The 13,675-nt window shown below is 66.6% G+C and carries 13 protein-coding genes; all 13 read left to right on the top strand.

What is annotated here, in order from left to right; genetic code table 11:
• The first annotated feature begins 3 nt into the window (after positions 1-3).
• The 13 genes from B0G38_RS13845 to B0G38_RS13785 all read left to right on the top strand — a co-directional run bounded on the left by B0G38_RS13845 (position 4) and on the right by B0G38_RS13785 (position 13,674).
• A complete protein-coding gene (locus tag B0G38_RS13845) occupies positions 4-2,079 on the top strand; it encodes an ATP-binding protein (protein ID WP_264669944.1) in 2,076 nt (691 codons plus the stop codon).
• On the top strand, positions 2,072-3,247 hold the full coding sequence (locus B0G38_RS13840; RefSeq protein ID WP_264669943.1) for an acyl-CoA dehydrogenase family protein: 1,176 nt from the start codon (positions 2,072-2,074) through the stop codon (positions 3,245-3,247). The genes B0G38_RS13845 and B0G38_RS13840 overlap by 8 nt, the downstream gene beginning before the upstream one ends.
• A gap of 39 nt (positions 3,248-3,286) precedes the next feature.
• Positions 3,287-4,057, top strand: a complete 771-nt coding sequence (locus B0G38_RS13835; RefSeq protein ID WP_264669942.1) for a CoA transferase subunit A — start codon at positions 3,287-3,289, stop codon at positions 4,055-4,057.
• Between the two features lie 2 nt (positions 4,058-4,059).
• Positions 4,060-4,713 carry a CoA transferase subunit B gene (locus B0G38_RS13830; RefSeq protein ID WP_264669941.1) on the top strand — a complete coding sequence of 218 codons (654 nt, stop codon included), beginning with the start codon at positions 4,060-4,062 and terminating at the stop codon, positions 4,711-4,713.
• A gap of 11 nt (positions 4,714-4,724) precedes the next feature.
• Entirely contained in the window at positions 4,725-5,291 is a 567-nt protein-coding gene (locus tag B0G38_RS13825; protein WP_240974681.1) for a MaoC family dehydratase, read from the top strand.
• Positions 5,291-6,100: an HpcH/HpaI aldolase/citrate lyase family protein gene (locus tag B0G38_RS13820; protein ID WP_264669940.1), complete on the top strand. Its 810-nt coding sequence runs from the start codon at positions 5,291-5,293 to the stop codon at positions 6,098-6,100. The genes B0G38_RS13825 and B0G38_RS13820 overlap by 1 nt, the downstream gene beginning before the upstream one ends.
• 63 nt (positions 6,101-6,163) lie before the next feature.
• Complete coding sequence (locus B0G38_RS13815) at positions 6,164-6,829, top strand: SDR family oxidoreductase (protein ID WP_264669939.1); 666 nt, start codon at positions 6,164-6,166, stop codon at positions 6,827-6,829.
• Positions 6,830-6,951: 122 nt separating this feature from the next.
• Complete coding sequence (gene dxr, locus B0G38_RS13810; protein WP_264669938.1) at positions 6,952-8,163, top strand: 1-deoxy-D-xylulose-5-phosphate reductoisomerase; 1,212 nt, start codon at positions 6,952-6,954, stop codon at positions 8,161-8,163.
• Positions 8,160-9,509 carry a M50 family metallopeptidase gene (locus B0G38_RS13805; RefSeq protein WP_264669937.1) on the top strand — a complete coding sequence of 450 codons (1,350 nt, stop codon included), beginning with the start codon at positions 8,160-8,162 and terminating at the stop codon, positions 9,507-9,509. The genes dxr and B0G38_RS13805 overlap by 4 nt, the downstream gene beginning before the upstream one ends.
• Positions 9,510-9,601: 92 nt before the next feature.
• On the top strand, positions 9,602-11,212 hold the full coding sequence (locus B0G38_RS13800) for a hypothetical protein (RefSeq protein ID WP_264669936.1): 1,611 nt from the start codon (positions 9,602-9,604) through the stop codon (positions 11,210-11,212).
• A 34-nt stretch (positions 11,213-11,246) separates the two neighbouring features.
• Positions 11,247-11,537 carry a YciI family protein gene (locus tag B0G38_RS13795; RefSeq protein ID WP_264669935.1) on the top strand — a complete coding sequence of 97 codons (291 nt, stop codon included), beginning with the start codon at positions 11,247-11,249 and terminating at the stop codon, positions 11,535-11,537.
• A gap of 90 nt (positions 11,538-11,627) precedes the next feature.
• Positions 11,628-12,794, top strand: coding sequence for a flavodoxin-dependent (E)-4-hydroxy-3-methylbut-2-enyl-diphosphate synthase (gene ispG, locus B0G38_RS13790; protein ID WP_264669934.1), 1,167 nt, complete (start codon positions 11,628-11,630; stop codon positions 12,792-12,794).
• On the top strand, positions 12,748-13,674 hold the full coding sequence (locus B0G38_RS13785; RefSeq protein WP_319801250.1) for a GNAT family N-acetyltransferase: 927 nt from the start codon (positions 12,748-12,750) through the stop codon (positions 13,672-13,674). Before ispG ends, B0G38_RS13785 begins: the two co-directional genes overlap by 47 nt.
• The last annotated feature ends 1 nt before the right edge of the window (position 13,675 follow it).

Below are 13,675 nucleotides of genomic sequence, written 5' to 3'. Positions count from 1 at the left end.
GCCATGCCCGAACAGCTCTTCACTACGGTACTGATCGCCAACCGCGGGGAAATAGCCTGCCGGGTGATCCGCACCTGTCGCCGGCTCGGCATCCGCACGGTCGCGGTCTATTCCGACGCCGACGCCGGTGCCCGGCACGTGCGCGAAGCCGACCTTTCGGTCAGGATTGGCCCGGCGGCGCCTACCGCCAGCTACCTGAACATCGAGGCCATCATCACCGCCTGCCGCCAAACCGGTGCCGAGGCCGTCCACCCCGGCTACGGCTTCCTGAGCGAAAGCCTCGCCTTTGCCGAGGCGCTGGAGGCCGCCGGCATCACCTTCATCGGGCCGAATGTGAAGGCCATCGGCGTCATGGGGGACAAGATCCGGTCCAAGAACCACGTGGCCGGCTACCAGGTGCCAGTGGTGCCCGGCCTGGCCGAACCCGGGCTGAGCGATGACCAGCTGATCAATGCGGCCGACGGCGTGGGCTACCCGCTGCTGATCAAACCCTCGGCTGGAGGCGGCGGCAAGGGCATGCATGTGGTGGACGGCCCGGACCAGCTGCCGGCCACCTTGGCCACCGCCCGGCGCGTGGCTGCATCCGCGTTCGGGGATGACACGTTGTTCCTGGAGAAGCTGATCCGCAGTCCGCGCCACATCGAGGTCCAGGTACTGGCGGACAACCACGGCAACGTCATCCACCTGGGCGAACGCGAATGCTCCCTCCAGCGCCGGCACCAGAAGGTGATCGAGGAAGCACCCTCGCCGCTGCTGGACGAAGCCACCCGCGCGAGAATCGGCGAGGCCGCCTGCAACGCTGCCCGCAGCGTGGACTACAGCGGGGCCGGCACGGTTGAATTCCTGGTTTCCGACGAGGCTCCGGACGAGTTCTACTTCATGGAGATGAACACCCGGCTGCAGGTGGAGCACCCGGTCACGGAACTGGTCACCGGGCTGGATCTGGTCGAATGGCAGCTGCGCGTCGCAGCGGGTGAGCAGCTTGCGATAGCCCAGTCCGACGTCGTTCTCATCGGCCACGCGGTGGAAGCGCGCGTCTATGCGGAGAATCCGGAACAGGACTTTTTGCCCTCGGCCGGTACTGTGCTGGGGCTGCACGAAGCATCCGGCGACGGCATCCGGGTGGACAGTTCGCTGCTGCCCGGGCTGGAAATTTCCAGCAGCTACGATCCGATGCTCGCCAAGGTCATTGCCTGGGGCGAGGACCGGGAGGAGGCCCTGGACCGGCTGGACCGGGCACTGGGGGAGACTGTGGCGCTGGGCGTGCCCACCAACGTCGAGTACCTGCGGCTGCTCCTGAACGACGACGACGTGCGCGCCGGGCGCCTGGACACCACATTGATCGAACGGAAACTGCCGCACCTGGCGTTCCGCCGGGTCACCGACGGCGAACTCGCGGCGGCCGCGGTGGCCTGGCTGGAAGGTAGGCGGGACTCTCCGCAGCCTCGCTCCCCGTGGGCGGCCGGCGATGGCTGGCGGGTGGGCAGCGCCGTGCCCACGATGGTCAGTTTCGCCATGCCCCAAGGGGAACCTCGCGAGGTCGCGCTGACCCGTCTAGGTCCCGGGAGCACGGGCAGCCTGGCAAACTTCCGAGCGGACGTAGCCGGCAGCAGCTTCACGGTGAGCCTCGAGCATGACGCGGGCGCCGCCGTCGTCAATGGGGTGCGCAAGCCCTTCCGCCACGCCGTCGATCCCAGCACCGGGACCATCTGGATCGCCGACGCCGGCTTCAGTGCCGGGTTGACGGTACGGGACCGGAAGCGCCGGCTGGCCGAGGCGCTGGAGCGGATCCACCGCGAGGAGGGCGAGTTGTCACCCGAGGTGCGCTCGCCGATGCCGGGCACCGTGACCGCCGTCGCCGTGAGCAACGGGGAGCACATCAAGGCCGGGCAGACCGTGCTGACCGTGGAGGCCATGAAAATGGAGCACCAGCTCACCGCGGCCGTGGCCGGAGAAGTAAGTATCCATCTCAAACCCGGCGATCTGGTCAAAGCCGGCCAGATTGTCGCCGTCGTCGCCGCAGCAGATCCTGCCGGCGGGGCGGAAACAACGGAACAGAAGGAAGCCGAGCATGCCTGATTTTTCCCTCAGCGAGGACCACCAGGACCTGGTGGATGCCGTCCGGGACTTCGCCGACCAAGTAGTGGCCCCCGTGTCCGCCAAACACGACGAGGACCACACCTTCCCCTACGACGTGGTCAAACAGATGGGCGAAATGGGCCTGTTCGGACTGCCCTTCCCGGAGGAATACGGCGGCATGGGCGGGGACTACTTTGCGCTGGCGTTGGCCTTGGAGCAGCTGGGCCGGGTGGACCAGTCGGTGGCCATCACCCTGGAAGCCGGCGTCTCGCTGGGCGCGATGCCGATCTACCGCTTCGGCACGGAGGAGCAAAAGGCCGCGTGGCTCCCCATGCTCGCCAGCGGCCAGGCGCTCGCAGGCTTCGGCCTGACGGAACCCGAGGCAGGATCGGACGCCGGCGGCACCAAGACCCGGGCCCAGCTGGTGGAGGGTGGCCAAGGGAATGAGTGGGTCATCAACGGCAACAAGGAGTTCATCACCAACTCCGGCACGGACATCACCAAGCTGGTCACCGTCACGGCGGTCACTGGCACCTCGGAGCGGCAGGACGGGAGCACCAAGAAGGAGATCTCAACCATCCTGGTGCCCACCGACACCCCGGGCTTCACCGCGGAGAAGGCCTACAACAAGGTCGGCTGGAACGCGTCGGACACGCATCCGCTCACGTTGAAGGACGTGCACGTGCCGGAAGCCAACTTGCTGGGGGAACGCGGCCGGGGCTACGCCAACTTCCTGCAGATCCTGGACGAGGGCCGTATCGCCATCGCTGCGCTCGCCACCGGAGCCGCGCAGGGTTGCGTGGACGAATCGGTCCGGTACGCCAAGGACCGCCAGGCCTTCGGGACCAACATTGGGTCCTTCCAGGCGATCCAGTTCAAGATCGCCCGCATGCAGGCCCGCGCACACACCGCCCGGCTGGCCTACTATGACGCCGCGGCCAGGATGCTTGCGGGCAAGCCCTTCAAAACCCACTCCGCTATTGCAAAGATGGTGGCAGGTGAAGCGGCCATGGACAACGCCCGCGACGCCACGCAGATCTTCGGCGGATTCGGGTTCATCAACGAGTTCCGGGTGGCACGGCATTACCGGGATTCGAAGATCCTCGAAGTCGGCGAAGGAACCACCGAAGTGCAGCTGATGCTCATCGCCCGCGAACTCGGGCTCTGACCGCGCACCGGCCACGATCGACGGAAGGCTAGGGACAACGTGATTAACAAGGTTGTAGGCAGCGCGGCGGAGGCCGTGGCCGATATCCAGGACGGGGCCTCGCTGGCCGTGGGAGGTTTCGGCCTGTGCGGCATCCCGGTGACCCTGATCCAGGCCCTCCACGACCGCGGCACCAAGGACCTGGAAACCATCAGCAACAACTGCGGCGTGGACGACTGGGGCCTGGGCGTGCTGCTGGCGGACGGCAGGATCCGGCGGACCATCAGCTCCTATGTGGGCGAGAACAAGGAGTTCGCCCGGCAGTACCTCGCCGGCGAACTCGAGGTGGAGCTGACCCCGCAGGGCACGCTGGCCGAGAAACTGCGCGCCGGCGGCGCCGGCATTCCGGCCTTCTATACGACGGCGGGCGTCGGCACGCAGGTCAGCGAAGGGGGACTGCCGCAAAAGTACGACGCCGAGGGGAACGTTGCGATTGCATCGGCACCTAAGGAGGTGCGCAGCTTCGGCGACGCGGACTACGTGCTCGAAGAGTCGCTGCGGCCGGACTTCGGACTGGTGCATGCGTGGAAGGGTGACCGGCTGGGCAACCTGATTTACCACGTGACCGCGATGAACTTCAATCCGCTGGCGGCCATGGCGGGCAAGGTCACCATCGCCGAGGTGGAGGAATTGGTGGAACCGGGCGAGCTGGATCCGCAGCACATCCACACGCCGGGCATCTTCGTCCAGCGCGTGGTGGTGGCCGGCGACGTGGAGAAACGGATCGAGAAGCGCACGGTCACCGAGGCCGGCGCGGGGAAGGGGAACTGACGATGGCACTGACGCGCACCGAACTCGCCGCCCGCGTAGCCAAGGAGCTGCGCAACGGCCAGTACGTGAACCTTGGCATCGGGATGCCCACCCTCATCCCCAATTACATTCCGGACGATGTGGAGGTGGTGCTGCATTCCGAGAACGGCATTCTCGGCGTCGGGCCTTATCCCACCGAGGAGAACCTTGACCCGGATCTGATCAACGCCGGCAAGGAAACGGTCACGCTCAACCGGGGTGCGGCGATCTTCGACTCGGCGACCTCCTTCGGCATGGTCCGCGGCGGACACGTGGACGTGGCGGTCCTCGGGGCGATGGAAGTGGCCGAAAACGGGGACCTGGCCAACTGGATGGTGCCGGGCAAGATGGTCAAGGGCATGGGCGGGGCCATGGACCTGGTCTTCGGCGCCAAGCGGCTGATCGTGATGATGGAGCACGTGGACAGGAAGGGCAACCCGAAGATCCTCAAGGGCTGCTCGCTTCCGCTGACCGGCAAGGGCTGCGTGGACCGGATCATCACCGACCTGGCCGTCATCGATGTGACCGAAGACGGGCTGGTGCTGCGTGAAGTAGCGCCGGGCGTCAGCGTGGACGAGGTCGTGGCGGCCACCGGTGCCGACCTGAACATCGAAGAGCACGAGGTCGACGACGTATGAGTACCGGAAGTATGGGCACAGGAAGCAGCGGAACGCCGGGCGAGGATCTGCGGACCACCATCACCCAGCGCGGGCTCTACTACGACGAGCTCCAGCCCGGTACCGTCTATGCGCACCGGCCGGGCCGGACCATTACCGAAGCGGACAACGTCTTGTTCACCACGATGACCATGAACAGCCAGGCCCTGCACCTGGACGCCGACTGGTCCGCATCGCAGCCGTTCGGGCAGCGGCTGGTGAACTCGATGTTTACGCTCGCCACGGTGGTGGGGCAGTCCGTCACCCAGCTCACCCAGGGCACCATCGTGGCCCAGCTGGGACTGACGGACATCAACTTCCCGCATCCGCTCTTCCACGGCGACACGCTGTACACGGAGACAACCGTGACCGACAAGCGGCTCTCGGCCTCACGGCGGGGACAGGGGATCGTCACCATGAGCCATACCGGACGCAACCAGCACGAGGACATTGTCGCCACGGCGGTCCGCAGCTGCCTGATGTGGACCGAAGAGGGGCACCGGCAGAGCCAGACCGAGCCGGAGGCCAGGAACCGCTTCCGGAACCAGGAGCTCGGCTGATGTTTGCCATGGGCCCGGCCATCCTGTTCTGTCCTGCGGACCGGCCCGAGCGTTATGCCAAGGCGGCTGACCGTGCGGACGCGGTCATCCTGGACCTGGAGGACGCCGTAGCGCCGGCGGACCGGGCGCAGGCCCGGCAAGCCGTGATGGACAACCCGCTGGATCCGGAGCGGACCATCGTGCGCGTCAACTCGCTCGGAACCGAAGACCACTCCCTGGACATGGCGGCGCTGCAGCGTACCGGCTACACCACCATCATGCTGGCGAAATCCGAGAACGCGGACGCCATTGCCGGGCTTGGCGGGTACGGCGTTGTGGCGCTGTGCGAGACGGCGCTGGGCATCCTCGCCGCCCCGGACATCGCGCGCACCGGGAACGTCGTCGCACTGATGTGGGGTGCCGAAGACCTGCTGGCCTCGCTCGGCGGAACCTCCAGCCGGGGCCCGGCCGGGACCTATCGGGACGTCGCCCGGCAGGCGCGCTCGCAGGTACTGCTGGCGGCCGGTGCCTATGGCAAGACGGCCATCGATTCGGTTTATGTGGATATTCCGGATCTGGACGGCCTGGCTGCCGAGGCCGACGACGCCGTGGCCTGCGGATTCGGCGCCAAGGCCCTGATCCATCCGAGCCAGATACCGGTCATCCGCGCCGCCTACCTCCCATCCGAGGCCGCCGTTGCCGACGCCGCGGCGCTGCTGGAGGCCGCCCGAACGGAGCCGGGTGTGTTCCGTTTCCGCGGCAAGATGGTTGACGGCCCGCTGATCAAGCACGCCGAGCAGACGCTGCGCCGGGCCGGGCTGGCGGGCTGAATGGCGCGGGGGTGGAATAGCCCGGGTTGGAATAGTCTGCACTGAAGTGTGGTTGCACCGGTCATGCGCATAGTTATTGCAGGTGGACATGGAAAAATCGCACGACAGCTCACCCGGATCCTCGCCGCGGGCCGGCATGAGGTGGTTGGCCTGATCCGCAAACCGGAGCAGAGCGCCAACCTAATGGTGGACGGTGCCATCCCCGAGGTGGTGGATCTGGAGAGCGCCTCGGTGGACGAGGTCGCAAAAATCCTGAAGGGCGCCGATGCGGCGGTCTTCGCGGCCGGAGCCGGACCGGGCAGCGGGGTGGAACGGAAGGAAACGGTGGACCTGGGCGCCGCGGTGCTGCTGGCGGATGCCGCCGAGGCAGCCGGTGTCGAACGCTTTATCCAGATTTCCTCGATGGGCAATGATCTCGTCCGCGACGGCGCCACACCGGAGGGCATGGACGAGGTCTTCGTCGCCTACCTGCGGGCCAAGCTGGCAGCCGAAGAGGACCTCAAAACCCGCGACCTGAAGTGGACCATTGTCCGTCCCGGCCAATTGACCGACGACGCCGGCAGCGGCCTCGTCCGCCTCGACCTGGTGGAGGAGCGCGGTCCCGTGCCGCGCGCCGACGTTGCCGCCGGGCTGGCCGAACTGCTGCACACAGGTGCTGGCGAGCGCCAGCTCCTCAACCTGATCTCCGGAGATGTTCCGGTCAAGGAAGCAGTAGCCGTTTTCGCCTAACTGCGGAGGCCAGCTGCCGAGCTAGCCAGAACACTCCGAACGCCCGGTGCGATGACCTCGCACCGGGCGTTGCGTTTGTCCGGGTGCGTCTGGCAGGGGGTGGGTGCGGGATACTGGAAGATATGGATTTTCTTAGCGACCCAGAGGCAGTCGGCCGGCCACGGAAAGTAGTGCTGCTGGGGTCCACGGGTTCCATCGGAACCCAGGGCATGGAAGTGATCGACGGCGCCACGGACCGGTTCGAAGTGACGGCCCTTGCTGCCGGCGGCGGCAATCTGGAGCTGGTAGCCAGGCAGGCCGTCCACACTGGTGCGGAGGCCGTCGGCATTGCCAGCGGCACGCGGGAGGACCTGGCCGCGGCCATCAAGGCAGCTGCCGCGGACGCGGGCATCAGCGGCTACGAGCCCGAACTCTTTGCCGGCCACGACGCGTCGGCAAGGATCGCCGCCTGGCCGAACGCCGACGTCGTACTCAATGGCATTACCGGTTCGATCGGACTGGTGCCGACCCTGGCTGCGCTGGAAGCCGGCCATCTGCTGGCGCTGGCGAACAAGGAGTCCCTCATCGCCGGCGGCGAGCTGGTCAAGCGCGCGGCCAAACCCGGCCAGCTGGTCCCGGTGGACTCGGAGCATTCCGCACTGGCCCAGTCGCTGCGCTCCGGCTCGGCCGCCGAGGTGGACCGGCTGATCGTCACCGCGTCCGGCGGGCCGTTCCGCGGCAGGACGCGCGCGGAACTGGGCGCCGTGACCCCGCAGCAGGCGCTGGCGCACCCCACCTGGGACATGGGCCGGATGGTGACGACGAATTCGGCCACCATGGTCAACAAAGCGCTTGAAGTCATCGAGGCGCACCTGCTCTTCGACGTGCCGCTGGAGAAGATCGATGTGGTGGTGCACCCGCAGTCCGTGGTCCACTCCATGGTCCAGTTTGCGGACGGCTCGACCATCGCCCAGGCATCCCCGCCGGACATGCGCCTGCCCATCGCGCTGGGGCTCGGCTGGCCGGAGCGCGTTCCGGGAGCGGCGAGGCCGTGCGACTGGTCCAGCGCCGTGACGTGGACCTTCGAACCGCTGGACGACGAGGTGTTCCCCGCGGTCCGGCTGGCCAAGCAGGCCGCCGCCCAGGGCAGCACCTTCATGGCCGTCTACAACGCCGCCAACGAGGAAGCAGTGGACGCATTCCACGACGGCAGGATCGGGTTTGTGGATATCGTGGACACCGTCGCCGCAGTGGTAGCCGGCCACGCCGGCTCCGCCGAACTGACCGTGGAGTCCGTGCTGGCGGCAGAAACGTGGGCACGAACCGAGGCCCGCAATCGTTTAGGAATGATGTGACCGTACTTCTCTTTATTCTCGGAGTCCTCTTCGTCGCGGTGGGCATTGCGCTCTCCATCGCGCTGCACGAAGTGGGCCACCTGCTACCGGCCAAGCTGTTCAAGGTCCGTGTCACCCAGTACATGGTGGGCTTCGGGAAGACCCTCTGGTCGAAGAAAAAGGGCGAAACCGAGTACGGCGTCAAGGCGATTCCGCTCGGCGGCTATGTCTCCATGATCGGGATGTATCCGCCGGCGAAGGACAAGACCGGCGCGGCATCGGTGCGCCAGTCCAGCACCGGCATGTTCCAGCAGCTGGCCAACGACGCCCGGCAGGCCGAGGCGGAGCGGCTGCAGCCGGGCGACGATAACCGCGTGTTCTACAAACTGCCGGTGTTCAAACGCATGATCATCATGCTCGGCGGCCCGTTCGTGAACCTGGTGATCGGCGTGGTCCTGCTCGGGATCGTGATGGTGGGCTTCGGTTCGGCCCAGCCCAGCACCACCATCAGCGAGGTCAACAAGTGCGTGGTCAGCGCCGCGCAGCAGGCCGAAACCGGGCAGACCGACTGCCTGCCATCGGATCCGCAGGCACCGGCAACCGCCGCGGGAATCCTGCCCGGAGACACCGTCACGGCCTTCGACGGCAAGCCGGTAACGGACTGGTACGAACTCACCCGCTGGATCCGGGACGCCGCCGGCGAGGCCACGCCCATCACGCTTGAGCGCGACGGGCAGAGCATCAGCACCACCATCACGCCGGTGCTCTCGGAACGTCCGGTCTTCGACGACTCCAACGAGCTGGTGCTCGATGCCAACGGCGACCCGGTGATGGAAGAGGTCGGCTTCGTGGGCATGGGTTCGACCCAGAAACTGGTGCCGCAACCGGTCACGGATGTGCTTCCGGCGGTGGGGGAGAACCTGCAGGCGATTGCCGGCGTCGTGCTTAATCTGCCGCAGCGGCTGGCCGATGTCGCCGAGGCCGCCTTCAGCGATGCCCCGCGCGACCCTAACGGTCCGATGAGCGTGGTGGGCGTGGGCCGGATCGCCGGCGAGATCAGCGCGATGGAGGAAATCCCGTTCGAGGCGCGGGCGGCGTCGCTGATCGGTTTGGTCGGTTCGGTGAACCTGGCTCTGTTCGTGTTCAACCTGATCCCGCTTTTGCCGCTCGACGGCGGACACGTCGCCGGGGCGCTGTGGGAAGCGGTTCGCCGCGGCTTCGCCAAGCTGTTCCGCCGGCCGGATCCAGGCCCGGTGGACATTGCCAAGCTGCTGCCGCTGACCTATGTGGTGGCCATCCTGATGATGGGCATGGGCGCCCTGCTGATCTACGCCGACATCGTTAAACCGGTCAACATTTTCGGGTAGCGACGCCAGCCCGAACCGCCTGCATCGGAACCTCCACAATGACGACGGCGGCGCTGGCTACACTGGCAGCAGAAGCGACGTATGGAGGTGGCATGTCCAAGCACGGCAGCGGCAAGTCCGGATTGCCTCGGGTACTGGCCGCGTCGGCGTTGGCCGCGGCGCTGGTGCTCAGCGGTTGCACGGCCGGACAGAACGGCAGGCCCGGCGCGTCGGGGACGGCGGCGGAAAGCGGGTCTGACCGGGACGAAAACCGGGTCTACCTCAGCACTGCCGCCGCGGAGCCTGCTGTCATCACGGGGACCGACGCCGAGGCAGCGCTGGCCGCCAGCCAAACCCTCTTCCAGTCCAGCCCGGCGGCCGTGGTGGCCCCGGAAGGGGATGCCGCCGCCATCGAAGCGGCCGCCGCCGAAGCCGGTCCTGCCGGAGTGCCGCTGCTGCTGGCCGGGGACGGGCTCGAGGCCGAGCTGCAGCGGCTTGGTGTCCGCCAGGTCAAGACCTTCGGCGCGCCGGCCGGAGCAGCCGAATCCATCCAAACCGACGAAGCCACCGGGACAGCAGTCTCCGGAACCGCGGCAGCTTCCGGCCCGGCGGAGTGGGAAAGCGTTCTGGGCGGCATCGAGATTCTTGATCCGGACCAACCCCTGGACGAGGTCGCGGGCGCGGAAGAAGCAGCCCCGTTCTCGGTGCTGCTTGGCGAAGACGCCCGGAAGGATCTGCCCGCCGCCATGGCCGTGCTTCAGGCCGCCGGTGTGCGCAGCCACGCCGATGCCGCGGCCGACCCGCGGGCCAACCCGGAAACAGTTGACTTTCTGCGCGCGGAACCGGAGCACAACATTCTCGCCATCGGCGCGGACTTCGGCAACACGGCGCAATTCGCCGCCCGGACCGAAACCGCCATGACGGCAGCGGAACTGCCCGGGGGAGGAATGCTGGCCTTCCCGTCGCGGCGGATGGTCGCGCTCTACGGCCACCCGTCCGGTCCGGCGCTGGGTGCCCTCGGCGAACAGGACGTGGAGGCCGCCATCGACCGGGCCAAGAAGCTGGCCGGCGAGTACAAGGGCCTGAGCGACGAGCCGGTAATCCCGGCGTTCGAGATCATTGCCACGGTCGCCACCGGATCCGCCGGCGAGGACGGCGATTATTCTTCCGCCACCGACATCGACCTGCTGCGGACCTGGGTAGACGCCGCAGGCGAAGCGGGCATGTACGTGGTGCTGGACCTGCAACCCGGCCGGACCGACTTCCTCACCCAGGCCAAGGCGTACGAGGAACTGCTCAAGGAACCGCATGTCGGCCTGGCCCTGGACCCGGAGTGGCGGTTGCTGGACGGCGAGCGGCATATGGAGCAGATCGGTTCGGTGACCGCAGCAGAAATCAACGAGGTCAGCGACTGGTTGGCCCGGCTGACGCTGGAGAACAACCTGCCGCAGAAGGTGCTGATCCTGCACCAGTTCCAGTTGCGGATGATCTCCAACCGGGAGCAGCTTGAGACCGGGCATGACGAGCTGGCCGTCGTCATCCATGCCGACGGCCACGGCGGACCGGGACAGAAGCTGGAGACCTGGCGCGCGCTGCGGCAGGACCTGCCCGACGACGTGTGGATGGGCTGGAAGAACTTCTACGATGAGGACACCCCGATGTTCTCCCCGGAGCGGACCTACGGCGACGTTAAACCGGCGCCTTGGTTCGTGTCCTACCAATGATTATCCCGGCCCCGAGGGCAGGTAAGGTGTCGGCATGAGTGTTTTTGCCGTCGAGTATGTTTACGCCGCCGATACCGAAGAGGGCCGCGACGAGCACCGTGCCGCCCACCGTGAATGGCTGAAGGGGTTCGTCAACGAAGGCCGTCTGCTGGCTTCGGGCCCGTACGCCGACGGCACCGGCGCGCTGCTGCTGTTCACCGCCGGGAGCGAAGCCGCCCTGCTGGAGGAACTGAAGCAGGACCCTTTCAATGTGCAGAACTTTGTTTCCGGCCTGCGGGTAACCGAGTGGAAGCCCGTGACCGGAGCTTTCGCCGATTACGCATGATCTTTCCCACAGCTGGCCGGTATCTTCGCAAGATCCGGGTTGCCGGAGGATAATGAAAGCTGTTCTGCAAACTGCCCCCTGGAGGATGTTTTGACCTCGGTCAACCTTGGAATGCCAAACGCACCGCTGCCTGTCCTGGCGCCGCGCCGTAAAACGCGCCAGATCAAGGTCGGCTCGGTTGGCGTTGGATCGGACTCGCCGGTCAGCGTCCAGTCCATGACCACCACACCGACCACGGACATCAATGCCACCTTGCAGCAGATCGCCGAGCTGACGGCGTCGGGCTGCGACATTGTCCGGGTGGCCTGCCCCAGCGCCGATGACGCCGAAGCGCTGCCGATCATTGCGAAGAAGTCGCAGATCCCGGTCATTGCCGACATCCACTTCCAGCCGAAGTATGTTTACGCTGCGATCGACGCCGGCTGTGCGGCAGTGCGCGTGAACCCGGGCAATATCCGCAAATTCGACGACCAGGTCAAGGAGATCGCCAAGGCCGCCAAGGATGCCGGAGTGTCCATCCGGATCGGCGTCAACGCCGGCTCGCTGGATCCGCGCCTGATGCAAAAGTACGGCAAGGCCACCCCGGAGGCACTGGTGGAGTCGGCCGTCTGGGAAGCTTCGCTCTTCGAAGAGCATGACTTCCACGACTTCAAGATTTCCGTCAAGCACAATGATCCGGTAGTCATGGTGCGCGCCTACGAGCTGCTGGCGGAGCGGGGCGACTGGCCGCTGCACCTCGGCGTTACCGAGGCCGGTCCGGCTTTCCAGGGCACCATCAAGTCCGCCACAGCTTTCGGCGCCCTGCTCTCCAAGGGCATCGGCGACACCATCCGTGTTTCCCTCTCGGCACCGCCGGTAGAGGAGATCAAGGTCGGCAACCAGATCCTGCAGTCGCTCAACCTGCGTCCGCGCAAGCTGGACATCGTGTCCTGCCCGTCCTGCGGCCGCGCCCAGGTGGATGTCTACACGCTTGCCGACGAGGTCACGGCCGGACTGGAAGGCATGGAAGTTCCGCTGCGCGTGGCTGTTATGGGCTGCGTAGTCAACGGACCCGGCGAAGCCCGCGAGGCGGACCTGGGCGTAGCCTCCGGCAACGGCAAGGGCCAGATCTTTGTGAAGGGCGAAGTCATCAAAACTGTGCCCGAGGACCAGATTGTTGAGACACTCATCGAAGAAGCAATGAGAATTGCGGAGGAAATGGGGGAGACCGATGGCGAAAATGCTGTCAAGGGTAGCCCCGTGGTTAACGTCAGCTAACCGGCTGCGCACGGATTCCGGCTGCGAAGCCGCGGCGGCACTGGGGCATGCCGAAATCCGGGTCCTGGACGAAGGGGACACGCCTCGGCTCTGGGATCTGGTGAAACAGGATCCGGTGTCCAACGTGTTCCTCGCCGCGCATCTGGAAGCCGCAAAAACCGCTGCGCCCACCCCTTCGGGCGCTGAAATCCTCGGCTACTTCGCCGACGGTGCTTTGGCCGGTGCATGCTGGAGCGGCGTCAACCTGGTGCCCACGGCGCTCACCGCCGAACAGGGCGCCAACCTCGGCCAGTTTCTGGCCTCCAGCAACCGCCGGACGTCGTCCATCTTCGGCCCGGCGGAAGCCGTGCTGGGCATCTGGAGTTCCTTCCAGCACAATTCCACCCGACCCTTCGATATCCGGCCCAACCAGCCGCTGATGGAACTGCGCGGCAAGCCCGCCGTGGCAGCGGACCCGGCGGTCCGCTTCTCCACAGGGGCGGACCTGGACGTGCTGCTGCCGGCCTGCGTGGCTATGTTCGAAGAGGAAGTCGGCTATTCGCCGATGGCCGCCGGCGGACACCACTACCGCCAGCGCGTGCGGAGCCTGATCGACAAGGGGCATTCGCTGGTCTACCGCGAGCCCGGCGGTGAAGTCGTTTTCAAGGCCGAACTCGGCAACGTTTCGGCCGATGCCGTGCAGATCCAGGGCGTCTGGATGAACCCGGCCTACCGCGGCAAGGGACTTGCGGCGACGTACATGGCCGCCGTCGTCGAACTTTCGCGCAAGTTTGCCCCGGTGGCGAGCCTGTACGTCAACGACTACAACCAACGCGCCGTTGCCGCCTACCAGCGCGTGGGCTTTGAACAGGTCGGCACCTTCGCCACCGTGCTCTTCTAGA

This window comes from Crystallibacter permensis (assembly GCF_025960875.1).
GTDB classification, from domain to species: Bacteria; Actinomycetota; Actinomycetes; order Actinomycetales; family Micrococcaceae; genus Crystallibacter; species Crystallibacter permensis.
The sequence above is the reverse complement of the archived record's forward strand: the minus strand, read 5'-3'. Positions and strand labels throughout refer to the sequence as shown.